Here is a 23,844-nt window from a genome sequence, read left to right as displayed (position 1 = left end):
ACATGAACCGCCGACACTCGTAGGGTCTCACCATCTTCCGATGATCCTGGAGATGACGTGAACACTGCCACCACGGAAATTCCCGCCAACTTGGCGACCGACCTCCACGCCGCCGCCACCGTGGTGGACGGGAGCACGGTCATCGAGCTCAGCGACGCCCACCTCGACCGGATCCGGCGAGGCGGCGTCACCGCTGTCAACCACACCGTCACCAGGCCGTACGCGGACACGGTCACCGCCCTGCGGGAGGTGAACCGGTGCCGCAGGTGGATCGACGAACACTCCGACGACGTGCTGCTCGCGCTGACCGTCGCCGACATCGAGCGGGCCAAGGCCGAGGGCAAGGAAGCCGTCATCTTCGGCCCGCAGGACACCGAGATGATCGGCGTCGATCTCGACCTGCTCGGCACCTTCTACGATCTCGGCGTCCGCATCCTGCAACTGACCTACCAGCGGCAGAACCTGCTCGGCGCCGGCTGCGGCGAGGAGACCGACTCGGGTCTGACGCACCGGGGTCGCCGCTTCGTCCAGGCGATGGACGAGCTGGGCATCCTGGTCGACGTCTCGCACTGTGGCGAGCGCACCGGCCTGGACGCCATGGAGGCGTCTGCCAAGCCGGTCGTCGTCACCCATTCCTTCTGCGACGCGATGTCGCCGCACATCCGGGCCAAGTCCGACGGATACCTGCGCAGCCTCGCCGAGCAGGGTGGCGTCATAGGCATCACCACCTTGTCAGGTTTCCTGTACTACCCGGAGGAGCCGTCCCGGCGTCCGGATCTCGCCCGCTTCGTCGAGCACGTCAGCCGCGTGGTGGAGGTGGCCGGCATCGACCACGTCGCGATCGCCACCGACTACGACGAGACGTGGACCGAGCCGATGCGGATCGCGCAGTTGAAGTCCATCGCCCAGTCGAAGTCCAAGGAGCACCAGAACCTCCTCGGTGACTTCGGCTGGACCGAGCGTCGGGCGATCGGGATGGACGACGCCGCGGACTTCCCCAACTTCACCGAGGCGCTGTTGAACGGCGGCTTCTCGCCGGCGGACGTGACCAAGATCCTCGGCGGCAACTGGCTCCGGGTCTACGGACAGACGTGGAAACCGGCCTGACCTGTAAGTGCTGATCGTGATACCAGCCAAGGAGACCCATGCGAACTCGTGTTTTGACCAAGGTGCTGGCAGTGGGCGTCATCTCGGCGCTCGCCGCCGGCTGCGGAGGCGGTGAGCCTCCGTCCAAGAACAGCGGCAGCAGCTCCAACGACGGCCTGAGCGGCAACGTCCGCCTTCAGGACGAGTCGCAGCCGGCAGGCACCCCGAAGTCCGGCGGTCGGCTCCGGGTCATGATCCGGCTGGACGCGAACGAACTCGACCCGCACCGCATGTCGGAGACCTCGGCCTTCGTCATCAACGAGCAGATCTACGAGTCGCTGGTGCAGTCGTACCGGGGCGAGATCAAGCCGGCCATCGCGGAGTCGTGGACGCAGAGCACCGACGGCCTGTCGGTGACGTTCAAGCTGCGCGACAACGCCGTCTTCCACAGCGGGCGCAAGGTGACCGCGGCGGACGTGAAGTACTCGATCGAACGGATCAAGGACCCGGCGACCCGGGCGCCACGGGCCCGTAGCTACGAGGGCATCACCTCGGTCACGGCGGTCGACGAACGTACCGTCGAGATGAAGCTGGCCAAGCCGAACGCCGCCATCCTGACCCTGCTCTCCACCGCCGCCTCGTCGATCGTGGACCGCTCGGTGGCCGAGGCGGGCGGCCTCAACGGCAGCGTCGACGGCGGCAGCGGCCCGTTCAAGATCGCCTCGCGGGTCACCGGCCAGGCCATCAAGCTCGACAAGCACGCCCAGTACTGGGAGCCGGGCGTCCCCTACCTGGACGGGATGGACTTCACGTTCAACCCGGACGACAACGCCCGCGCCGCGGCGGTACGCAGCGGCACCGTCGACTTCCTCTGGCGTCCCGCGCCCGAGTTCATCGACGCGCTCAAGCGCGACGAGAAGCTCAAGTGGTACGGCGGCTCCGGGTCGCTCTCGCTGCACCTGCGGCTCAACACCTCCAAGGCCCCGTACGACAACGTGAAGGTCCGGCAGGCCATCTTCCTCGCGCTCGACCGCCAGGAGATCCTCAATGTGGCCAACTCCGGCTTCGGGACCGCGCTCAACGCCGGATACCTGCCGCCGGACCGGTTCGGCGCGGTGCAGGAGCCGATCTACGGCAAGGCCGACATCGAGAAGGCCAAGGCGCTGCTGGCCGAGGCCGGGTATCCGAACGGCTTCGAGGCCAAGCTCATGGTCATCGCCACGTCGGCGTTCCAGGTGCGCTCGGCCGAGGTGGAGCAGCAGCAGCTCGCCAAGATCGGCATCAAGGTGACCATCGAGTCGGTCGAGTCGACCATCGCCGACACGAAGACGAAGTCCGCCGACTTCGACATGTACCAGTCCGGCTTCGGTCTGACCTACGACCCGGACGAGCGGTTCACCGCCAGCTTCCTCTCCGGCGGCGGCCTGAACTACGGCAACTGGACCGACCAGGAGTACGAGAACCTCGTCGTGCAGGCCCGCTCGGAGATGGACAAGGACAAGCGCGCCGCGCTCTACCAGCAGGCCGAGAAGATCCTGGCCGAACGCGGGCCGGTGGCCATGACCTTCCTGAACGCGGACTTCGACGTGGTGCAGAAGGACGTCATGGGATACCAGGGCGACCCGACACCGACGTACCGCTTCTACCGGCACATCTGGCTCGACCGCTGACGCCGTGGCGGGGACGCCGGCCTCCCGGCGCCCCCGCCACCCCCGCAGGACGACGAAAGGCAGGCCCATGACGGTTGTACCGCTGACCGACCGCTACGTCATCGCCGCCCGACTCAAGGGCTATCTCAACAAGCACGGCGAGTCGGTGGCGCTGCTGACCGAGGCGCTCGAACTGGAGCCGGGCAGCGCACGCCTGCTGCGCTTCCGTGGGCACCGGCGCATCTCGATCGGCGACTACGCCGGCGCCATCGCCGACCTGCGCGCCGCGGCCGACCAGCTGCCCGGCGTCGAGGACGAGTACGAGATGTACCAGCCCGAGGTGGAGAAGGACGTCGTCAGCCTGATCCTCGGCCGGCCCGAGCAGGTACGCCCGCAGCACCTCACCGACACCATGGCCGCCCAGGACCCGCAGGCCCTCGGCCGGTACAACGCGACGCTGCACGCCGGCATCTGGTACCACCTCGGGGTCGCCCAGTACCTGAGCGGCGACTTCGAGGGCTGCCTGCCCAGCTTCCGCGCGGCCGAGGAGTCCTCGCGGCACCAGGAGGGCACCGTGGCGTCGCAGGACTGGCAGTACATGGCGCTGCGCCGCCTCGGCCGGCCGGCCGAGGCCGAGGAGGTGCTCGACCGGTTCCGCACGATCGCCCTGGTCCAGGAGGACCACCTGGTCGGCTACGAGGGCCGGATGCAGCTCTACACGGGCGACATCACCCCGGAGCAGCTGTGGGCCATGTGTGACGGCAACGACCTGAAGACCGTCACGCAGGGCTACGGTCTGGGCAACTGGCACTACCACCAGGGCGACATCGAGAAGGCCCGCGAGGTCTTCGACGGGGTGCTGCGGACCGGTGTCACGCACGCCTTCGCCTACCTCGCGGTCAAGGCCGAGTACGCCAACAATCCCGACTTCGCCGCGGCGACGACAAAGGAGAGCTGAGGACGATGGCCATCATCCGTGCCGAGATCGGCAAGCGTGACCAGGAGACCAAGAACGCGATCATCGCCGAACTGACCGACGTGCTGGTCAAGTACGGCTCCCCGCGGGAGAACACCCACGTCCTGCTGTACGAGGTCTCGTACGACAACTGGGCCAAGGGCGGCCTGACCTACAACGAGCGGAAGAAGCAGGCGCAGGAGTCGTCATGACCGTGGCCACCGGGGGACCCCACGTCCTGATCACGCCGAACCTGGCCGAACTGCTGCCACAGCTGCGCGAGCGTTATCCACAGTGCCGGTTCACGTCGGTGCCGGAGGACGAGCCGGTACGTGCGGAGTACCTCGACGCCGAGGTGATCCTGCGCAGCGCGATGAACGAGGACACCTTCGACGAACTGCTCAGCAAGTGCGACGGCCTGCGCTGGGTCCAGATCACCGCCGCCGGGTTCGACTGGGTGGGCGGCGACATCATGCGCCGCCGCCTCGACGAGGGGCTGGTCTACACCCGCTCCGGGAACTCCTACAACGTGCCGATCGCCGAGTACGTCATCGGTGCGGTGCTGCTGCACCAGCGGGCGTTTCCCGACCTGCGCGAGGCCCAGGAGCGCCGGGAGTGGGTGCGCATCGTCGGCCGGGACCTCATCGGCAGCACCATGCTGGTCTTCGGCACCGGCGGGATCGGGCGCGAGGTGGCCTGGCGCGCCCGGGCCCTGGGCGTCACCGTGATCGGGGTCAACCGGGCGGGTACGCCCGCCGAGGGCTTTGACCGGGTGGTCTCGTTCGCCGACCACCTCGCGCTGCTGCCCGAGGCCGACTCCGTGGTGCTGGCCATGCCACTGACCAGGGAGAACCGGTACTTCTTCGACGCCGAGCGCTTCGCGGCGATGAAGGAGACCGGCATCCTGGTCAACGTCGGGCGGGGTGCGCTGGTCGTCGAGGACGCCCTCGTCGACGCCATGCGGAAGGGCAGCATCGCCGGTGCCGTGCTCGACGTGTTCGAGGAGGAGCCGCTGCCCCCGGAGCACCGGTTGTGGGGGCTGCCCCGCACGACGGTCACCCCGCACACGTCGTTCCGGGGTTCGGGCAACCTGCAACGGCTCTACGCGGACTTCTGCGCCAACTTCGACCTGTACCTGGCCGGTGAGCCGTTGACCGGCACGAAGCGTCAGCCCGAGCTGGGGTACTGACCGACCCGCCCGCGTCGTGAGGGCGGCGGAGCACCTGGATACGGGTGCTCCGCCGCCCTCACGTCGTGCCCGGCCGCTGCCGCCCGCGCGGACGCGGCGCCTGGTGTCGTCAACGACTCAGCTCGACAGGGCGGACACGCCGTACGCGTCCCGCAGACGCGCCGGCGGCCCACCCGGTCGATCGGGTGGGCCGCCGGCGTCCTGCGGTCCTGCCGGGATCACCCGAGCAACGAGCGGGCCGCCGCCAGCACGTCGTCCTCGCCCAACAGCACCTGGTCGGCGGCCGGGCCCAGGGGGACGTAGCTGTCGACGCTGTTGACGCGCGAGATCCGGCCGGTGAAGCCGCAGTCGACCAGCGCGGCCACCACCGCCTCGGAGACGCCACCACTGGTGCGGCTCTCGTCGACGACGAGCACCCGCGAGATCCCGGCGAGCGCGGCGCGCAGGCTCACGGCCGGCAGCGGCGACAACCACTGCAGGTCGATGACCCGGGTGCTGACCTGTCGTTCCCGGGCCAGCGTCGCGGCCACCCGCAGGCTCATCGGAACGCCGTTGCCGAAGGTGACCATCGCCAGGTCCGTGCCCTCGCACACCGTCCGCACCTGGCCGAGCGGGTTCTCCGTCGCCGCCCAGTCGGCCGGCTCCGGATAGTCGGCGAGCCAGCCGCCGTCGCCGTCGGTGTGCAGGTCACGGCGGTGGTAGAGCGCGATCGGCTCCAGGAAGACACACACCCGCCCCTCCTGCTCGGCCAGGGCGAGACACTGGCGCAGCAGGGCGGGGGCGGTGGCCGGGTGTGCGGCGACCGCGAAGGCCAGCCCGGGGATGTCCCGCAGCACCGCCACCGAGTTGTCGTTGTGGAAGTGCCCGCCGAACCCCTTCTGGTAGGCCAGGCCGGCGATCCGCACCACCATGCCGTTGGAGTACTGCCCGTCGGAGAAGAAACGCAGCGACGCGGCCTCACCGCGCAGCTGGTCCTCCGCGTTGTGCAGGTAGGCCAGGTACTGGATCTCCGGGATCGGCAGCGTGCCGGCCAGGGCCCCGCCGAGCGCCACCCCGAGGATGGTCTGTTCGTCGAGGAGGGTGTCGAAGACCCGGCTGGCCCCGAAGACCTTCCGCAGCCCCCGGGTGACGCCGTAGACACCGCCCTTGCGCGCCACGTCCTCGCCGAAGACCTGAGCCTGCGGCCAGGTCAGCAGCGCGTCGTGCAGGGCGGCGTTGATCGACTGGGCCAGGGTGAGCGGGCCGCGAGACTCGGGGGGCCTGCCGCCGAACGCCCTCTCCCGCCCGGCAGCGGCGCGGCGCGCGGCAGCGCCGACCCGGTTCACCCGCCGGGCGGTCAACGGTGCGGTCACCGCCGCCGGGTCGTCCAGTCGCCCGACCCGGCCCAGCATCAGCTCGGCCTGCTCCATCACCCGCTTGCGGCAATGCTCGTAGCGGTCGAGGGTCTCGGCCGGGCTGAGCATCCCGCGCCGCGCGAGCAGGGCCGCTGTCGCCAGGATCGGATCGCGGGCGTGGTCGGCGAGGATCTCCGCGCGGGTGCGGTAGGCCAGTTCGGCGTCGGAACCGGCGTGGCCCATGAACCGTACGGTGCTCAGGTGCAGCACGGCGGGCCGGCGCTGGGTACGCACCTGGTGCGCCACGTCGGCCGCGGTGGCCAGCAGGCCGGCGGGGTCGGTGCCGTCGGCGTACGCGTAGTCGATGCCGGGCAGGGCCGACAGCATCCGGCGCACCCAGCCCCGGGGGGAACGGGTGCTGATGCCGATGCCGTTGTCCTCGCAGACGAACAGCAGCGGCACCGGGATGCCCTGGTGGGCGCTGTAGCCCACGGCGTTGAGGGCGCCGGCCGCCGTGGAGTGGTTGGCCGAGGCGTCGCCGAAGCTGCACACCACCACGGCGTCGGCCGGGTATCCGGTGTCGGTGACGCCCCGGTCGAGTGCGAACGCCAGGCCCATGGCCCGCGGCAAATGGGAGGCGATCGTCGACGTCTGCGGGATGATTCTCAGGTCCCGGTGGCCGAAGACCTTGTGCCGACCACCGGAGATCGGGTCCTGCCGGGACGCCGCCGCCGAGTGCAGCACGTCCGCGATCGGCGTGGAGCCGGCGACCTGACCGGCCCGCGCGGCGTAGAAGCCGCCGGAACGGTAGTGCAGCAGGGCGGGATCGGTCGGGCGCAGCGCCAGCGCGACGGCGGCGTTGCTCTCGTGCCCGCTGGAGCCGATCGTGTAGAACCCTTCCTGCCGGGCCTGCAACCAGCGCAGCGCGAGGTCGAGGTGCCGGCTCTGGATCTGGGCGTCGAGGTAGTCCAGCGCCAGGCCGGGGTCCACGTCGACGGCCGGGGAGGTCTGCTCGGGCAGTGGCTGACCCGCGGACCACTCGGTGAGGCGGCGGACCAGGTGCTCGTCGATGGATTCCACGCGGTTGTGCTCCTTGCGGGTCAGCGACTGGAGCGGCCCCGCAACCGCGGGTCCAGAACGTCGCGAAGGGTGTCGCCCAGGAGGTTGAAACCGAGAACGGCGATCATGATGCAGACCCCGGGTACGACCGACGGCCAGACCGACATCTCCATGAAGGACTTGCCGTTGGAGAGCATCGAGCCCCAGGACGGTTGGGGCGGCTGGACACCGAGCCCGAGGTAGCCCAGGGACGCCTCGATCAGGATCGCGTAGGCGATGCTCGTGGTGAACTGCACCGCGATCGGGGCGACCGAGTTGGGCAGGATGTACTTGAGGATGAGCCGGGTGTTGCTCAGCCCGACCGCCTGGCCCGACTCCACGTACGGCTCCCGGCGCACCGACATCGCGGTGCCGCGCACGATCCGGGCGAAGCTGGGGATGAAGACGATGACCAGGGCCAGGACGAGGTTCTCCGTGCCCGGCCCGCGGGCGGCCACGACCGCGAGGGCCAGCAGCAGGGTGGGGAAGGAGAACATGATGTCGGTCGCCGGGGTGATGATCGCGTCGAGTACGCCCCGGTAGAAGCCGGCGAGCAGCCCCAGCAGGACGCCGATGGCCCCGGCGCAGGTCACCACGATCAGGCTCACCGTCAGCGAGGTGCGCGCGCCGTAGAGCGCCCGGCTGAGCAGGTCGCGCCCGGCCTCGTCGGCGCCGAGCGGGAAGTCGCCGCCGGGCGGGGCGAGCCGCTGGTCGGACATCGCGGTCGGGTCGTACGGGGAGATCAGCGGGGCCAACGCGGCGGCTGCGATCATCAGCACCACGATGACCAGCCCGACCAGGCCGACCTTGTCACGCGCCAGCAACCTCAGCAGGTGCCCGCTGCGGCGCCCGACAGACTTCGGGGAGGCGCCCTGCTGCCCGCCGCGACGTTGGCGGCGGCCGGGAACGACTTCAGTGACCACTGCGCAACCTCGGATCCAGGTAGGTGTAGAGCAGGTCGACGAGGAGGTTGACCACGACGTAGAAGAAGGCCAGGAAGAGCAGGGTCCCCTGGACGACGGGGTAGTCACGCTGGCTGATCCCGCGGATGACCATCGTGCCGAGCCCCGGCCAGGCGAAGACCTGTTCCACGATGACCGTGCCGCCCAGCAACGCCCCGGCCTGGATGCCCAGCACGGTCACCACCGGGATCAGCGAGTTGCGCAGGGCGTGCCGGACCATGACCCCGCGTTCGCCCAGCCCCTTGGCGCGGGCGGTGCGGACGTAGTCCTGGTTGAGCACCTCCAGCATGCTGGACCGGGTCATCCGCATGCTGATCGCCGCGAGGCTGGCGCCGAGGGTGACCGAGGGGAGGACGAGGTACTTCAGGCTGCCCAGGAAGCCCTCGCCCTCCCCGGCGCCCTGTGACGGCAGCCAGCCCAGCGAGACCGAGAAGACGTACACCAACAGGATGCCGAGCCAGAAGTTCGGCAACGACAGCCCGATGAGCGACGCGACCCGGGTGCTGGCGTCGAGCAGGCCGTTGCGCTTGGTGGCGCTGAGCACACCGAGCGGGATCGAGATGAGGATCGAGACCAGCAGCGCCGACACGGCCAGCAACAGCGTGGACGGGAAGCGCTGCATGATCTCTTCGAGCACCGGCTGACCGGTGCGCATCGAGGTGCCGAGGTCGCCCTGCAGGAGGGCGCCCAACCACCGCACGAACTGTTCGTACACGGGCATGTCCAGCCCGAAGTAGCGGCGCATCTCCGCCTCGATCGCGGGGTCGCCGAAGTCCTGCCCCATGATCGAGCTGATCACGTCGCCGGGGATCATGCGGATCACCAGGAACGAGATCACCGAGATCCCGAACAGGACCGGAATAACCGATACAAGGCGGATCAGCGTGATGCGCAGCATGTCTTGCCTCTTTCGGTCTGGTCAGACTTCAGAACCGGGCGCGCCAGGATCCGAGCTCGCGTCCCGGGCGGACTCCTCGTCGCCGGTGACAGCGATGTCGCGGGCCCACTCGTGCGCACGCTTGGCGACCCGCAGCACCATCACCGAGCGGCTCTCCATCACCCCGTCGAGGTGGCCCAGCCGCTCCGTCCAGAACCGGCGCATGGCGTTGCTGGAGGCGAAGTAGCCGACGGCGATGACGTCGAACTGCCCGGTCACGTGGTAGACGTACGCGATCTCGGGCATGCCCGCGAGCTTGTCGATGAGCTGGTCGGTGCTGCCCGGCGCACTCTGGATCTCGAAGAGTGTGTGCACCGGACGCCCCATGAACGCGGCGCTGGGAATCGCGGCGAACTGCAACTGCCCGTCCGCGATCAACCTTTCCATCCGTCGTCGGACCGACCCTTCCGACAGTCCGACCTTGGCGGCCAGCGCCACGTTCGTCTGTCGCGGGTCCTGGACGAGTTCCCGGATGATGCTGCGATCTTTTTCGATCGAGCTCTTGGATGCCAACGTTGCTCCAACTTCACTTGATGGCGGTATTCGTCGCTGTCGGGAGCCTAGACGACGAACATCGTCTGTGCAACACTCCTGGTTGACGAATGGCGACGTAAAGCGTCCAGACTGCGGGGTGGGTTCGATGGCCTTGTTGGAGGTGCGGGACCTGCGTACCGAATTCCGTGCGGCACGGGGTTCGGTGACGGCGGTCGACGGGGTCTCGTTCACCGTCGACGCCGGCGAGACGGTGGCACTGGTGGGCGAGTCCGGCTGCGGAAAGTCGGCCACCGCGCAGTCCATCATGGGCCTGATCGTGCCGCCGGCCGGACAGGTGACCGGCGGACAGGTCCTCTTCGAAGGAAGGGACCTGGTGCGCCTGCGCCCTCGCGAGCTGCGGGCCGTCCGCGGCAAGGGCATCTCGATGATCTTTCAGGATCCGATGACCTCGCTGAACCCGGTGCTGACCGTGGGGAGGCAACTCACCGAGACCCTGGAGCTGCACCTTGGACTCAGCCGCAGGGCTGCGCGTACGCGAGCCGTCGAGCTGCTGGAGATGGTGCGCATCCCGGCCGCGGAGACCCGGCTGAGTTCCTATCCGCACCAACTCTCCGGCGGCATGCGGCAACGCGTGATGATCGCGATGGCCCTCTCCTGCCAACCCCGGCTGATCCTCGCCGACGAGATCACCACCGCCCTCGACGTGACCATCCAGGCGCAGATCCTGGAACTGCTCAGGGAACTGGCCCGGGAGACCCGGACCGCCGTCCTGCTCATCACCCACGACCTCGGGGTGGTGGCCGGCATGGCGGAACGGGTCAACGTGATGTACGCCGGGCAGATCGTGGAGCGGGCCGAGACGGTCGATCTGTTCCACCGTCCGCAGATGCCCTACACCTGGGGGCTGCTCGGGTCGGTGCCCCGGCTGGACCTCGTCCGTGGCGGCAAGCTGCGACCGATCGCCGGGCGCCCGCCGGAGCTGTCGGAGATGCCCCCCGGCTGCCGGTTCGCGCCCCGCTGCGCGCACGTCCGGGAGACATGCCAGGGCCGCGCACCCGACCTCGTCACGACGTGGGAGAAGCCGGACCGGGGCCAGCTGACCCGCTGCTGGGGCATGCGACCGGAAAGCGAGGGCGGCTGGCTCTCCACCCAGGACCGGCACCCCTATCTCTCGACAGAGGAGAGCTCATGACCGAATCCCCTGTCGCCGCTTCCGAGCACGCCCTGCTGCGGGTGCGCGACCTGGCGGTCGACTTCAAGGTGCCCGCGCGTGGCAAGCTGCGCCCGGCCCGCCTGCGCGCCGTGTCCGGCGTGGACCTCGACGTCCGGCGTGGCGAGATCATCGGAGTCGTGGGTGAGTCCGGCTGCGGCAAGTCCACCACCGGTCGGGCGATCCTCCAGCTCCTCAAGCCCACCAGCGGAACGGTGACCTTCGACGGCACCGAGCTGACCACCCTGAGCCGGGGCCGGATGCGGGCGATGCGCCGACGGATGCAGATGATCTTCCAGGACCCGTACGCGTCGCTGAACCCGCGCATGACCATCGGCGAACTCATCGAGGAGCCGCTGCTCGTGCACGCCGACCTCTCCGCCGCCGGGCGGCGGGCCAAGGCGGTGGACACCATGCAACTGGTCGGGCTCAGCGAGCAGTGGCACGACCGTTATCCGCACGAGTTCTCCGGCGGCCAGCGACAACGGGTGGGCATCGCGCGGGCGCTGGTCAGCAACCCGGACTTCATCGTCGCCGACGAGCCGGTCTCCGCGCTCGACGTCTCGGTCCAGGCCCAGATCGTCAACCTGCTCGAACAACTGCAGGAGGAGCTGGGCCTGACGATGATGTTCATCGCCCACGACCTGGCCGTCGTGCGGCACCTCTGCGACCGCATCGCCGTGATGTACCTCGGCACCGTCGTCGAGGTGGGCGAGTGCGAGGACATGTACCGCAGGCCGCAGCATCCCTACACCAAGGCGCTGTTGTCGGCGGTGCCGATCCCCGATCCGCTGGTCGAGACCGAGCGCCAGCGCGTGATCCTCACCGGAGACGTGCCGAGCCCGCTCAGCCCGCCCAGCGGATGCCGCTTCCGCACCCGGTGCTGGAAGGCGCAGGAGATCTGCGCGGCGCAGGAGCCGGTGCTCACGACGGCAGCCGGCAGCGGCCACCAGGTCGCCTGCCACTTCCCCGAGGAGCCCGGCCCGATGGACCAGACCCTCGCCGCCGCGGCTGGTGGCCGATGAGCGTGACCGTGCATCTCAACCTCGTCGACGGCGAGTGGGTCGACGGGGAACGCCGGTCCAACGGCAACCCCGCCCGCCCCGGCGAGATCGTCAGCGAGTACGCCGTGGCCGACCGGGACACCGCCCGCGCGGCGATCGACGCCGCCCGCCGTGCGCAGCCCGGCTGGGCCAGCCAACCCGTCGGGTCCCGTATGGCCGTCCTAGACGACATCGGCACCACCATCCTGCGCCGCACCGAGGAACTCGCGGTCCTGCTCTCGCGGGAGGAGGGCAAGCTGCTCAGCGAGGCGCGCGGAGAGGTCAGCCGCGCCGGCCAGACCTTCCGCTACTACGCCCACCAACTGCTGCAACCGCAGGGCGAGGTCTACTCCTCCACTCGCCCCGGCGTCCACGCCGAGGTCCGGCGCCGCCCGCTGGGCGTGATCGGGATCATCACACCCTGGAACTACCCCCTCGCCATCCCGGCCTGGAAGGTCGCGCCCGCGCTCGCCTACGGCAACGCGGTCGTGCTCAAACCCGCCGAACTGGTCACCGCCTCGGCCGGGGAACTCGCCCGGATCATCGCCGGATCCGCGCTGCCGCCCGGCGTGTTCAATCTCGTCATGGGCGCCGGGCGGGTCGTCGGCGAGGAACTGCTGACCTCGGCCGGGATCGACGGCGTCTCCTTCACCGGAGGCACCGGCACCGGCGGCCACGTGGCACGGCAGTGCCTCGCGCACGGCAACAAGCGGTTCCAGCTGGAGATGGGTGGCAAGAACCCCCTCGTCGTGCTCGACGACGCCGATCTGGAGGTCGCGGTGCGCTGCGCCCTGGACGGCAGCTTCTTCAGCACCGGCCAGCGCTGTACGGCGTCGAGCCGACTGATCGTGCAGGCGGGCATCCACGACCGGTTCGTCGACGCGCTGGCCGCGGCGGCCGGCGCGCTGCGGGTCGGCGACCCACTCGACCCCCGCAGCGAGCTGGGCCCGGTGGTGAGCCCCGAACAGCTCGCCCAGAACCTCGACTACGTCCGGATCGGGCGCGACGAGGGCGCGAGGGTGGTGGCCGGCGGGACGCACCAACCGGACGAGGGCCAGTTCATGCGGCCCACCCTCTTCGCCGGCGCACGCAACGACATGCGGTTGGCCCGGGAGGAGATCTTCGGCCCGGTCTCCTGCGTGATCGAGGTCGACGACCTCGACGAGGCAATCAGCGTCGCCGGCGACACCGACTACGGGCTCTCCGCCGGCATCGTGACCACGTCGCTGTCGGCGGCCGAACGGTTCAAACGCGACGCCCGCGCCGGCATCGTCTCGGTCAACCTGCCCACCGCCGGCACCGAGCTGCACCTGCCCTTCGGCGGCACCGGCGCCTCCAACCACGGGCCTCGGGAGCAGGGCGGCTACGCGCGGGACTTCTACTCCGTACCGGTGACCTGCTACACCGGCTGGTGAGGACGCCATGACACCGAAGATCCTGCTCACCGAGCCGATCGCCGCGGCCGGCATGGAGCTGCTGCGGGCAGCGGGCGAGGTGCACGTCGCCCACGCCACCGACCCGGCGACGCTCGCCGCCGGGCCACTGACCACCGCCGACGCCCTCGTGGTGCGCTCCTCTCCGGTGACTGCCGGCATGCTCGAAGCGGGCCGCCGGCTCAGGGTCGTCGGCCGCCACGGCGCCGGGCTGGACGGCATCGACCTCGCCGCCGCCGACCGCCTGGGCATCCCGGTGGTCAGCACGCCGGGCGCCAACGCCGAATCGGTCGCCGAGTTCGTCATCCTGGCCGCCCTCACCCTCGCCCGGCAGGCGCCGTCGGCCGCCGCGTCGTTGGCCCGGGGCGCCTTCCCGGCCGGCCGGTCGCTGCCGTCGGCGGTCGTCGCGGCCGGGCTCACCGGGACCATGCTGGCCGGCCGCACCCTGGGCCTCGTCGGGCTCGGCGCGATCGGCCGGGGCGTCGCGACCCGCGCCCAGGGCCTGGGCATGAACGTGATCGGGTACGACGTCGCGACGGCCACCCCGCCCCCGGGGGTACGCCTCGTCGCGCTGGACGACCTGCTGCGCGAGGCCGACGTGGTGAGCCTGCACGTGCCCCAGACCCCGCAGACGACCGGCCTGATCGGCGCCGCCGCGCTCGCCCGGATGCGGCCGGACGCCCTGCTGGTCAACACCGCGCGGGCCGGGGTCGTGGACAGCGGGGCCGTACTCGCCGCGCTCGACGCCGGGCGGCTGCGGGGCTACGCGGTGGACGTCTTCGCGCCCGAGCCGCCCCGCCCCGACGATCCGCTCCTGCACCATCGGCGGGTCTTCGCCACCCCGCACATGGCGGCGATGACCCACGACGCGCTGGACTCGATGGCCGTCGCCGTCGCGCGTAGCGTGATCGCGCACCTGCAAGCCCCGGGAGGAAATCAACCGTGACCCTGTCCATCCCCTCGCCCGCGCTCGCGTACTTCGGCGTCGACGCCCTGATCGACGACGACACCCGGGACCTCCAGGCCGCCGTCCGTGGCTTCGTCGACCGGCGGATCCGGCCGGAGATCGCCACCTGGTACGAGCAGGGCCGCCTGCCCGTACGGGAGCTGGCCCGCGAACTCGGCGAACTCGGCGTGCTCGGCATGCACCTCAGCGGCTACGGCTGCGCCGGCACCTCCGCCGTCGCGTACGGGCTGGCCTGTTTCGAACTGGAGGCGGGCGACTCGGGGCTGCGCTCCCTGGTCTCGGTGCAGGGATCGCTCGCCATGTACGCCATCTGGCGCTTCGGCTCCGAGGAGCAGAAGCAGCAGTGGCTGCCCCGGATGGCCGCCGGTGAGGCGATCGGCTGCTTCGGCCTGACCGAACCGGACTTCGGCTCCGACCCGGCCGGGATGCGCACCAGGGCCCGCCGCGACGGGGACGACTGGGTGCTCAACGGCACCAAGATGTGGATCACGAACGGCTCCGTCGCGGACGTCGCCGTGGTGTGGGCCCGCACCGACGAGGGCGTACGCGGCTTCCTCGTCCCCGCCGGCACCCCCGGCTTCACCGCCCCCGAGATCACCCGCAAGCTCTCCCTGCGCGCCTCGGTGACCTCGGAACTCGTCCTCGACGACGTGCGGCTGCCCGCCGACGCGATGCTGCCGGAGGCCGCCGGCCTGTCCGGGCCGCTGTCGTGCCTCAACGAGGCCCGCTTCGGCATCGTGTTCGGGGCGCTGGGCGCGGCCCACGACTGCCTGGAGACGACGATCGCGTACGCCCGCAGCCGGCAGATCTTCGACAAGCCGCTGGCCGCGTACCAGGCCACCCAGCTCAAGCTCGCCGACATGGGGCTGGAACTGGGCAAGGGGATGCTGCTGGCGTTGCAGATCGGCGCGCTGAAGGACGCCGGCACCCTCGACCACCGGCAGATCAGCCTGGGCAAGCTCAACAGCGTGCGGGAGTCCATCGCCATCGCCCGCGAGTGCCGCGCGATCCTCGGCGCGGCCGGGATCACCCTCGACTACCCGGTCATCCGGCACTCGGCCAACCTCGAGTCCGTGCTCACCTACGAGGGCACGTCCGAGGTGCATCAGCTGATCATCGGGCAGGTGCTGACGGGTCACGCCGCCTTCAAGTGAGCGGGGGAAACTCGGTGGAAGGCGCGTGAGGCTGATGAACCACTGTCGCCGCAACACTGATACCTGTGTGGCATAAGAATGCCTGTGTGGTATCAAGACCGAGGGGACTACACCGCCGGCTGTCGAGATCCGGCGTAGCTAGCCGGCGTGGCGCGGCGCGACCACGGCAGCCGTCACGCCGGCACGCCCGACACCACGTCCGCGACATTGCCCTGGTAGCAGGTGGTGGTGGAGATGCTGGGGGCGGTGACCGCCGGGCCGTAGACCACGTATCGCTGGCCCGTCTGCGCGTTGCGGCACTGGATCTGGACCCGGTAGGTGCCGGTGTCGCACTGGGCGGTACCACGGCCGTAGTAGTGGTTGCTCCCCTGGTGGACCCACTCCGCCCAAGAGACGCAACCGGTGACGCCGGCCGTGGGCAGTGGGTCCTCGACGGGGTACACGCCTTCGGCGACGTTACCGCTGTAGCAGGTGGCGGTGGCCGTGCCCGGCGCGTTCACCGCATAGCCGCCGTAGACGACGTACCCCACGCCCGTCTGCAGGTTGCGGCACTGAAGCTTGACCTTGTAGCGGCCGGTGGCGCACTGCACGTTGCCGCGACCGTAGTAGTAGCTGTTGCCGCCCTCCTGCACCCACTGCACCCACGTCGTGCAGCCGGTGGGGGCGACCTGGACGCCGAGGTCGGATTGCGCCACCACGTGGGCCGGTGCCGGGGCGGCCTGTGCGGGTGCGGCCACGGCGGAAAGGCCGAGAACAGCGGCTGCGACCAGCGAAAGCGGATGCCTGATCAAGTCTGTCTCCTGATGAGGGACGGCGGTGCGGCGGTGTTCGAGCGGAGCCCGGACGGCGCTGGCTGCTCGCGACCGGCCGCGCATCGAGGCGGGGCCCTAGCCGCCCGCCGGCTCGGCCGAGGAGCGGGCCACGGGCACGTCGAAGTAGGTGTCCGGCCAGGGTTCGTCGCGGTAGCGGTAGTGCCACCACTCGCGGTCGTAGTTGACGAAGCCCCCGTCGGTCATGAGCTGCCGCAGCAGCCGCCGGTTGTCCCGGGCCACGCCGGTGACCTGCGGCGAGTCGGTGTGCGCGAGCGGGTCGAAGCAGTCGAAGCCGGTGCCCATGTCGACGCCGTTGTCCGCGAACCGCTGGCCCTTCGGGGCGGTGCAGGAGACCAGGGGCTGGCCCGGGGCGTACGGGGGCTGGGTGGGGGTCGGCACGTCGACCAGGGTCAGGTCGAGCGTGCTGCCCCGACTGTGGGCGGTGGGGGCGCCGATGTAGCCCTCGTCGAACAGCTCGGACTTGGCCACCCGGGGATAGAACTCGGCCTTCATCCGCTGCTCGCCCGGCTGCCCGGCCCACTCGACGAAGTCGTCGGCGGCCCGGCGGGGGCGGTAGCAGTCGTACACCTTCAGGCTGCGGCCCCGGGCCAGCGCGGCGTCCTGCACCCGGCGCAGCGCCTCGGCGGCCGGCCGGCTGAGCAGGCAGAGGGGTTCGGCATAGCCGGCGACCGGGCGTCCGACGAAGTTGTGCGCGCCCGCGTACCGGATGTCGGTGCGGATGCGCGGGTCGACGTCGCTGAGGACGACGAGGCCCGGCCCGCGCGGCGTGCCCGCCGACGCCGACGTCTGCGGGGCGGACGGTGGCGGGGCGGACGGTGGCGGCGTCGGTGAGGTGGCCGGTGGCGGCACGGCGGACGGCGACGGCGACGGCGCGGGCCGGGTGCAGCCGGGCGCGAGCGCCACGATCACGACGGCCGCCGCGACGGCCCGCCCACGGGCGGTCGCGGTTCGCCGGCGGATCCGCGCTGGGCTGGCCACGCCCCCTGTCTATCAGGCTGCGGGCCGTCGGGCGCCCGGTCCGGCGAGAGGTGTACGCGCAGGAAGCGCACGGCCGCCTCGTCGTCGTCGATCCCGCCGGCCTCGTGACCGTTGTACCGCCAGACCGACACCTCCGTCGGTCCCCGCCAGGCGTTGACGGCGGCGAAGACGGTCGACGGCGGCACGATCTCGTCCATCAGCGCGACGGAGAAGCGGGCCGGCAGGTGGCACCGGCTGGCGAAGTTGACCCCGTCGACGTAGGCCAGGGTGGCCAGCACCCGCTCCTCGGCGTGCCGGTGGATCGCCAGGAAGTCACGGACCTCCCGGTAGGGGTACGCGTCGGTGACCGTGATCGCGCGCGGGATGTCGCACAGGAAGGGCACGCCGGCCACGACGGCCCGCAGGTCGGGCCGCAGCGCCGCCACGGCGAGCGCCGCCGCCCCGCCCTGGCTGTGCCCGAGGACCGCGACCCGCGCCGGATCGACCGCCGGCAGGGTCCGGGCCGCGTCCACCGCCCGCACCGCGTCGGTCAGGAACCGCCGGTAGTAGTACGTACGGGGGTCCGTCACGCCCCGGGTGAGCACCCCGGGCGCCTCGGGACCGGCGGCGGCCGGATCCGGGGTGTCCCCCCGGGCCCAGCCCGCCCCCTGCCCCCGGGTGTCCATCTGCAGGTGCGCGAAGCCGGCCGAGGCCCAGAGCAGGTTCTCCAGCGGTTGGCCCCGGCCGCCGCCGTAGCCGGCGTACTGCACGACGGTGGGCAGCGGCGGCTCGACGCCGCGCGGCAGCCGCAGCCAGGCCCGCACCGGTTGCCCGGCGAACCCGGGGAAGGTCACGTCGTGCACGTCGATCGTGGCCAGCCCGGTGGGCACCGGCTCGACGCGCACCGGCCAGCCACACTCCCGGGCCTCGGCGATCGTGTCCGCCCAGAACCGGTCGAAGTCCGCCGGCTCCGCCACCTGACCCCGGTACGCCCGCAACTGCTCCTCGGGCAGGTCGGTGAGGGCCACCGCTCAGCCGGCCGACGGCGTGACGGCGAAGCGGGGGTGCAGCCGCCGGGTGTGGTCGACGTGTCGGGCCGGACCACGCAGCGCGACCGCCGCCACGAGCCGATGGTCGGTGCTGGACGCCGCCAGCCGCAGCTCCAGCTCGCCCGGCTCGACCACGCGCCGCCCGTCGCGCCCGGTGAACGAGAACAGGTCGGCCGGCACCGCCAGGTCGATCCGGCAGGCCGCGCCCGCCTCCAGCGGCACCCGCAGGTAGCCGACGAGGCGCTGCACGGGCTGGACCACCGAGGCCACCGGATCGTGGGCGTACACCTGCACCACCTCGCTGCCCCACCGGGAGCCGGTGTTGCGCACTTCGAAGTGCAGCCGCAGCTCCCCGTCGGTCGCCGCGACCGGCTCGTCGAGCACCAGGCCCGACCAGTCGAACGTGGTGTAGCCGAGGCCGTGCCCGAAGCCGTACGCGGGCGTCGGGTCGACGTTGGAGACGTCGCTGGCCTGGCCCAGCCGGGCCGACAGGTAGGTGGTCGGCTGCGCGCCCGGCCCACGGGGCACGCTGACCGGCAGCCGCCCCTGCGGGTCGATCCGGCCGCCGAGTACGCCGGCGATGGCCGGGGTGCCCTCCTCGCCGGGGAAGAAGGACTGCACGATCGCCGCGGCCTCGGTCACCGCCCGGCCCAGCGCGTAGGGGCGCCCGGCGAGCAGCGTCACCACCACGGGCGTGCCGGTGTCCAGCAGCGCGTCGAGCAGGTGCTGCTGCGCCCCGGGCAGGGCCAGCGACTCGGCGTCGCAGCCCTCGCCGCTGGTGCCCCGCCCGAACAGGCCCGCCCGGTCGCCGAGCGCGGCGACCACGACGTCCGCGCCCCGCGCCGCCTCGACGGCCGCCGGCACCCCGCCGGTGTCGTCGCCGTCGACGCAGACGCCGGCCACGGTGACCACGACGCTGTCCGGGAACTCGGCGCGCAGCGCCGCCGCCAGGGTGGGCAGCTCGATGCCGACGGGCACCTCGGGGTGGCGTGAGCCGACGTGGGCCGGGAACGAGTAGCAGCCGAGCACCGCCGTGGGGCTCTCCGCCTGCGGACCGACCAGCGCGATGCGGGCCGGCCGGTCGAGCGGCAGGATGCCGTCGTTGGCCAGCAGCACCACGGAACGCTCGGCGACCTCGCGGGCCAGCGCCCGGTTGGCCGGCGGGTCCAGGTCGACGGTGCCGCGCAGCGCGTCCGGGTCGGACAGGTCGGCGCCGGCCAGCGCGGCCGGCACCGGGCTCCAGTCGGCGTCGAGGAGGCCGAGCTGCGCCTTCTGCGTCAGCACCCGGCGCACCGCCCGGTCGATCAGCGCCTCCGGCACCGCCCCGGCCGCGAGCGCCTCGCGCAGCGGCTCGCCGAAGGTCTTCACCGTGGGCAGCTCCACGTCCACGCCGGCGGCCAGGGCCTCGGCCGCCGCCTCGGCCCAGCCGCCGGCCACCCCGTGCAGGGTGTGCAGGAAGGCGATGCCGAAGTAGTCGGCCACCACGGTGCCCGCGAAGCCCCAGGCGTCGCGGAGCAGGCCGGTCAACAACTGCTCGTCCGCCGCCGAGGGCATCCCGTCGGTGTCGGTGTAGGCGTGCATCACCGACCGCGCGCCGCCCTCGCGTACCGCCATCTCGAACGGCGGGAGGATCACGTCCGCGCGCTCACGGGGGCCCATCGGCACCGGCGCCAGGTTGCGTCCGCCCCGGGAGGCGGAGTAGCCGGCGAAGTGCTTGAGGGTGGCCACCACGCCGGCGGACTCCAGCCCCCGCACGTACGCGGTGGCGATGGTGCCCACCAGGTAGGGGTCCTCCCCGATGGTCTCCTCGACCCGCCCCCAGCGCGCGTCGCGCACCACGTCGAGCACCGGCGCCAGCCCCTGGTGCACGCCGACGCGGCGCAGGTCGGCGCCGATGGCGGCGGCCATCCGCCCGATCAGCTCCGGGTCGAAGGTGGCGCCCCAGGACAGCGGCACGGGGTACGCGGTCGCGCCCCAGGCGGCGAAGCCGGCCAGGCACTCCTCGTGCGCCATGGCCGGGATGCCGAACCGGTTGGCGGCGGCGACGCGCTGCTGGGTCCGTAGCAGCGACAGCGCGCCGAGCGCGGGGTCGACGGGCGCGGTGCCGAACGGGCGGGTGAGCTGGCCGAGGCCGGCGTCCAGCAGGTCGTCCAGGTCGACCGGTTCCTCCATGTCGTGCTGGTACGGCGCGACCTCTCCCCCGTCGGCGGCGGCGCCGACCCAGACGCCGTAGAGCTGGGCCACCTTCTCCGGCAGGGTCATCGCGGCGACCAGGGCGTCGACGCGGGTCGCGAGGTCGAGGGTCGGGTCGGTCCAGGTCGCGGTGCCGGGGGCGATGTCGAGGGTCACGTTGTCGGTCACTTTCCTCCGACGCCCATCAGCCCCTGCACCAGGGCCCGCCGGGCGAACAGATAGACGAGCAGGACGGGCACCATCGACAGCACGACCGCGGCGAGCAGGCCGGGAATGTTGATCCCGTACTGCGTCTGGAAGTTGTAGAGGCCGAGGGTGATCACCTTGGTGGAGTCGGACTGGGTGAGGATCAGCGGGAAGAGGAAGCCGTTCCACGCCTGTAGGGCGGAGAAGACCGCGATCGTGGCGATCCCACCGCGCGACAGCGGCAGCACCAGCTGGCGGAACACCCGGGCGGGGCCGGCGCCGTCGATGGCCATCGCCTCGTACAGGTCGGGGGTGATGTCGCGCATGACACCGCTGAGGATCAGCGCGCACACCGGCAGCGAGAAGGCGGCGGTGGGCAGGATGACGCCGACGAGGTTGTCGTAGAGCCCGGCCTTGCTGATCAGGTAGAAGATCGGCACGATGACCGCCTGCGCGGGGATCGCCAGGCCCAGCAGGAACAGCCGGAACACACCGGAGGTGAGCCGGCTGCGGCTGCGCACGATGGCGTACGCCAGCGGGGGCACGAGCAGCAGCACGATGGCCACCACGCTCGCCGTCACCACCAGGGTGTTGACCAGGTAGCGGCCGAAGCCCTCGTCGAAGGCGCCGGTGTAGTTGTCCAGGGTGAAGGTGTCGGGCAGGGCGATGGGGCCGTTGCGGCCGTACCCCTCGCGGGTCTGCACGGTGATCGCCAGCATGACGTAGATCGGCAGGCCGACCAGGAGCAGCCAGGCCACGGCGCCGATCCCGGCGAGCCAGTTGGGACGGTGCCGCTTCACAGACCCTCCATCGTGGAGCGCATCCTGTCGTAGCCGGAGACCCGGACCACGATCAGCGAGATGACGGTGGCGACGACGACGAGCAGCAGGGCGATGGCCGCGCCGGCACCGAAGTCGAAGCTGCGGAACGCCTGCTCGTACATGTGGTAGGCGGTGATGGTGGTGTCGGTGCCCGGCCCGCCCTGGGTGAGGATCAGCACGGTGTCGAAGGTGGTCAGCCCGCCGACGACCATGAGCACCACCGAGGTGATCATGGCGTTGCGCAGTTGCGGCAGGGTGACGTGGCGGAACTGCCCCCACCGGCTGGCCCCGTCGACCTCGGCGGCCTGGTAGAGCACCGCCGGCACGGCGCGGGCCGCGCCCTGGTAGATCAACGCGTGGAACGGGATGAACTGCCAGCTGCTGACGAAGACCAACACGGCGATCGCGCCCGTGCGGCTGCCGAAGAGGTTGCCGTCGCCGAACAGCCACGGGGCCTGGCCCGGCACGCCGAAGTTCGGGTCGAGCAGCGCCCGCCACAGCACCGACACGGCGGTCGCCGACAGCAGCAGCGGGAGGAAGAAGATGGCGGACAGCACGGCCCGGTTGCGCTGCGGCCCGGCCGCCCACACGCCGATCAGCAGGCTCAGCGGCGTCTGCACCAGCACCCCGAGGGCGGTGAGCAGGACGCTCAACCACAGGCTGTTGATCATGACTGGGTCGCGGGCCAGTCGCTGCCAGTTGTCCAGCCCGACGAACTCCGGCGAGCCGAGGCCGGCCCAGCTGGTGAAGCTGAGCACGACCACGAGGACCAGCGGGGCGAGCGCGAAGAGCCCGAAGAACAGGGTCGCGGGCAGGGCCCAGGCGAAGCCCGGGCGGCTGAGGGTGGGGCCGCCGCCCGGGCGTCGTCGGGCCCGTCGCTGCTCCGTCACGGTGGGGGCGGCGAGGGTGGTGGTGGACATGGTCGCGCTCAGCCCGCCTGGAGGGACTGCATGGCCTTGATGAAGCCGGCGGCGTCCATCCGGCCGTTGCAGTACTGCTGCACCGCCTGGTGGATGGTCGTGGTCGCGGCCGGCGGGTACGCCTGGTCCCAGGAGAGCTGGAAGCTCGGGGCCTCCTTGACCAGGGTGAACTGGTACTTCAGGTAGTCGGGGTTCGTGGCGCCGTCGAGGAACTTCTCGGTGTTGGTGGTGGTGGGCAGGTTGCCGATGGCGAGCTGCGCCTGGACGAACTCGTCGGAGTACTGGAGCTTGAGGAACTCGGCCACCGCCTCCGGGTGCTTGGTCTTCTTCAGCACGGAGTAGAAGTTGTTGGTGTTGCCGACCACGTTGCGCGGGTCGCCCTTGCCGCCCGGGACGCTCGGGAAGGCGCTCCAGCCGAGGCCCTCGGCGGCGAAGGTCGGGTTGGCGTCGTTGTGGGTCGAGTAGTTCCAGGAGCCCATCAGTTCGAAGCCGGCCTTGCCGCTGGACAGCAGCGCCGGAGAGCCGCCGTCGGTGAACTTGACCGAGTCGAAGTTGGTGCCGAACGCGCCGGCGTCGGTCAGCTGCCGCAGCAGCTCCAGGGCGCGGCGGCTCTCCGGGCTCTCCCAGGCGCTCTTGTCGCCGCCGAGCGCCTTGGCGAACAGCTCGGGGCCGGCCACCCGGTCGTAGAGGTACTGGTACCACATCTGGGTGGGCCACTGGTCGCCGCCGCCGAGGGCGATCGGGGTGATCCCCTTGCCCTTGAGGGTCTTCACGGCCGCCAGCAGGTCGTCCCACGTCTTCGGCGGGGTGATGCCGGCGTCGGCGAGGACCTTCTTGTTGTGGAACAGCAGCACCGGCTGGGTGCCGCGCATCGGCACCCCGTACGCCTTGCCGTCGACCACGGCGGTGTTGAAGACCGAGGGCAGGAAGTTGGCCTTCAGCCCCGGGTCCTTGGCGATCATGTCGTCGAGCGGCAGCAGCAGGTCGGCCTTGACGAACGGGGTGATGCTGCCGCCGCCCCAGTTGAAGAAGACGTCCGGCGCCTGCTTGGTGTTGATGATCGTCTGGAGCTTGGTCTGGTAGTCGGCGCCGGGGATGGTGTCCAGCACCGCCTTGACCTTCGACGTCTTGTTGAACGTGTCGACGAGCTGCTTCTCGACCTTGTTGGTGGCGTCGCCGTACACCAGGATGCGGATCTCGTCCTGGCCGGCCGCCGAGTCACCGTCGCCGCAGGCGGTCAGTGGCAGCGCCAGCGCCAGTGCGGCGCCGAGCGCGACGACGCGGGCGAGCCGCGTACGTACAGTCATGATCGACCTCTCGTGGTGGGGGTGTGGTGGGGGACGTCGCCGCCGGCGCGACGACCGAAAGGTGTC

21 protein-coding genes are annotated in these 23,844 nt (G+C 71.2%); 10 read left to right on the top strand and 11 right to left on the bottom strand.

The annotated features are described in order from the left end of the window. Nucleotides 1-57 precede the first annotated feature (57 nt). From GA0070610_RS11860 to GA0070610_RS11840, 5 genes are all read left to right on the top strand, one after another. Complete coding sequence (locus tag GA0070610_RS11860; protein WP_089000081.1) at nucleotides 58-1,107, top strand: dipeptidase; 1,050 nt, start codon at nucleotides 58-60, stop codon at nucleotides 1,105-1,107. 38 nt (nucleotides 1,108-1,145) lie between these two features. Next, nucleotides 1,146-2,756, top strand: a complete 1,611-nt coding sequence (locus GA0070610_RS11855) for an ABC transporter substrate-binding protein (RefSeq protein WP_089000080.1) — start codon at nucleotides 1,146-1,148, stop codon at nucleotides 2,754-2,756. Between the two features lie 67 nt (nucleotides 2,757-2,823). Further along, on the top strand, nucleotides 2,824-3,693 hold the full coding sequence (locus GA0070610_RS11850) for a tetratricopeptide repeat protein (protein ID WP_089000079.1): 870 nt from the start codon (nucleotides 2,824-2,826) through the stop codon (nucleotides 3,691-3,693). A 5-nt stretch (nucleotides 3,694-3,698) separates the two neighbouring features. Then, nucleotides 3,699-3,902: a tautomerase family protein gene (locus GA0070610_RS11845; RefSeq protein WP_089000078.1), complete on the top strand. Its 204-nt coding sequence runs from the start codon at nucleotides 3,699-3,701 to the stop codon at nucleotides 3,900-3,902. After that, nucleotides 3,899-4,879, top strand: a complete 981-nt coding sequence (locus tag GA0070610_RS11840; RefSeq protein ID WP_089000077.1) for a D-2-hydroxyacid dehydrogenase — start codon at nucleotides 3,899-3,901, stop codon at nucleotides 4,877-4,879. Before GA0070610_RS11845 ends, GA0070610_RS11840 begins: the two co-directional genes overlap by 4 nt. A 218-nt stretch (nucleotides 4,880-5,097) precedes the next feature. Here the strand turns inward: GA0070610_RS11840 and GA0070610_RS11835 are convergent, their stop codons facing one another. The 4 genes from GA0070610_RS11835 to GA0070610_RS30465 form a co-directional block, all read right to left on the bottom strand. Further along, nucleotides 5,098-7,233: a thiamine pyrophosphate-dependent enzyme gene (locus GA0070610_RS11835; RefSeq protein ID WP_231926184.1), complete on the bottom strand. Its 2,136-nt coding sequence runs from the start codon at nucleotides 7,231-7,233 to the stop codon at nucleotides 5,098-5,100. An 80-nt stretch (nucleotides 7,234-7,313) separates the two neighbouring features. Continuing rightward, nucleotides 7,314-8,234 carry an ABC transporter permease gene (locus GA0070610_RS11830; protein WP_231926080.1) on the bottom strand — a complete coding sequence of 307 codons (921 nt, stop codon included), beginning with the start codon at nucleotides 8,232-8,234 and terminating at the stop codon, nucleotides 7,314-7,316. Beyond that, nucleotides 8,224-9,171 (bottom strand): nickel ABC transporter permease, encoded by a 948-nt coding sequence (gene nikB, locus GA0070610_RS11825; RefSeq protein WP_172896517.1) that lies wholly within the window; start codon nucleotides 9,169-9,171, stop codon nucleotides 8,224-8,226. The genes GA0070610_RS11830 and nikB overlap by 11 nt, the downstream gene beginning before the upstream one ends. Nucleotides 9,172-9,192: 21 nt before the next feature. After that, nucleotides 9,193-9,723 (bottom strand): Lrp/AsnC family transcriptional regulator, encoded by a 531-nt coding sequence (locus GA0070610_RS30465; RefSeq protein WP_172896516.1) that lies wholly within the window; start codon nucleotides 9,721-9,723, stop codon nucleotides 9,193-9,195. A gap of 127 nt (nucleotides 9,724-9,850) precedes the next feature. Here GA0070610_RS30465 and GA0070610_RS11815 point away from each other — a divergent pair, with 127 nt between their 5' ends. Genes GA0070610_RS11815 through GA0070610_RS11795 form a run of 5 tightly spaced genes read left to right on the top strand, consistent with a single transcriptional unit; the run spans nucleotide 9,851 to nucleotide 15,512 of the window. Continuing rightward, nucleotides 9,851-10,897, top strand: coding sequence for an ABC transporter ATP-binding protein (locus tag GA0070610_RS11815; RefSeq protein WP_089003436.1), 1,047 nt, complete (start codon nucleotides 9,851-9,853; stop codon nucleotides 10,895-10,897). Further along, on the top strand, nucleotides 10,894-11,940 hold the full coding sequence (locus GA0070610_RS11810; RefSeq protein WP_089000075.1) for an ABC transporter ATP-binding protein: 1,047 nt from the start codon (nucleotides 10,894-10,896) through the stop codon (nucleotides 11,938-11,940). Before GA0070610_RS11815 ends, GA0070610_RS11810 begins: the two co-directional genes overlap by 4 nt. Further along, nucleotides 11,937-13,373: an aldehyde dehydrogenase family protein gene (locus GA0070610_RS11805; protein ID WP_089000074.1), complete on the top strand. Its 1,437-nt coding sequence runs from the start codon at nucleotides 11,937-11,939 to the stop codon at nucleotides 13,371-13,373. Before GA0070610_RS11810 ends, GA0070610_RS11805 begins: the two co-directional genes overlap by 4 nt. Before the next feature lie 7 nt (nucleotides 13,374-13,380). Next, nucleotides 13,381-14,337 carry a hydroxyacid dehydrogenase gene (locus tag GA0070610_RS11800; protein ID WP_089000073.1) on the top strand — a complete coding sequence of 319 codons (957 nt, stop codon included), beginning with the start codon at nucleotides 13,381-13,383 and terminating at the stop codon, nucleotides 14,335-14,337. 47 nt (nucleotides 14,338-14,384) lie between these two features. Continuing rightward, nucleotides 14,385-15,512 carry an acyl-CoA dehydrogenase family protein gene (locus tag GA0070610_RS11795; RefSeq protein WP_392567319.1) on the top strand — a complete coding sequence of 376 codons (1,128 nt, stop codon included), beginning with the start codon at nucleotides 14,385-14,387 and terminating at the stop codon, nucleotides 15,510-15,512. 173 nt (nucleotides 15,513-15,685) lie between these two features. Here the strand turns inward: GA0070610_RS11795 and GA0070610_RS11790 are convergent, their stop codons facing one another. The 7 genes from GA0070610_RS11790 to GA0070610_RS11760 all read right to left on the bottom strand — a co-directional run bounded on the left by GA0070610_RS11790 (nucleotide 15,686) and on the right by GA0070610_RS11760 (nucleotide 23,778). Then, complete coding sequence (locus tag GA0070610_RS11790; protein ID WP_089000071.1) at nucleotides 15,686-16,249, bottom strand: hypothetical protein; 564 nt, start codon at nucleotides 16,247-16,249, stop codon at nucleotides 15,686-15,688. Nucleotides 16,250-16,399: 150 nt separating this feature from the next. Then, the gene (locus GA0070610_RS11785; protein WP_089003435.1) at nucleotides 16,400-17,254 is read right to left on the bottom strand and encodes a M15 family metallopeptidase; all 855 of its coding nucleotides are present in this window, start codon (nucleotides 17,252-17,254) and stop codon (nucleotides 16,400-16,402) included. Continuing rightward, nucleotides 17,251-18,330, bottom strand: coding sequence for an acetylxylan esterase (locus GA0070610_RS11780; RefSeq protein WP_089000070.1), 1,080 nt, complete (start codon nucleotides 18,328-18,330; stop codon nucleotides 17,251-17,253). The genes GA0070610_RS11785 and GA0070610_RS11780 overlap by 4 nt, the downstream gene beginning before the upstream one ends. A gap of 3 nt (nucleotides 18,331-18,333) precedes the next feature. Further along, a complete protein-coding gene (locus GA0070610_RS11775) occupies nucleotides 18,334-20,712 on the bottom strand; it encodes a beta-xylosidase/alpha-l-arabinosidase (RefSeq protein ID WP_231926079.1) in 2,379 nt (792 codons plus the stop codon). Next, nucleotides 20,709-21,530, bottom strand: a complete 822-nt coding sequence (locus tag GA0070610_RS11770) for a carbohydrate ABC transporter permease (RefSeq protein WP_089000069.1) — start codon at nucleotides 21,528-21,530, stop codon at nucleotides 20,709-20,711. The genes GA0070610_RS11775 and GA0070610_RS11770 overlap by 4 nt, the downstream gene beginning before the upstream one ends. Beyond that, on the bottom strand, nucleotides 21,527-22,471 hold the full coding sequence (locus GA0070610_RS11765; RefSeq protein WP_089000068.1) for a carbohydrate ABC transporter permease: 945 nt from the start codon (nucleotides 22,469-22,471) through the stop codon (nucleotides 21,527-21,529). Before GA0070610_RS11765 ends, GA0070610_RS11770 begins: the two co-directional genes overlap by 4 nt. Nucleotides 22,472-22,479: 8 nt before the next feature. Next, entirely contained in the window at nucleotides 22,480-23,778 is a 1,299-nt protein-coding gene (locus GA0070610_RS11760; RefSeq protein ID WP_089000067.1) for an ABC transporter substrate-binding protein, read from the bottom strand. Between the last annotated feature and the right edge of the window lie 66 nt (nucleotides 23,779-23,844).

The organism is Micromonospora echinofusca (assembly GCF_900091445.1).
Taxonomy (GTDB): Bacteria; Actinomycetota; Actinomycetes; order Mycobacteriales; family Micromonosporaceae; genus Micromonospora; species Micromonospora echinofusca.
This window is presented reverse-complemented; position numbering and strand designations above follow the sequence as displayed.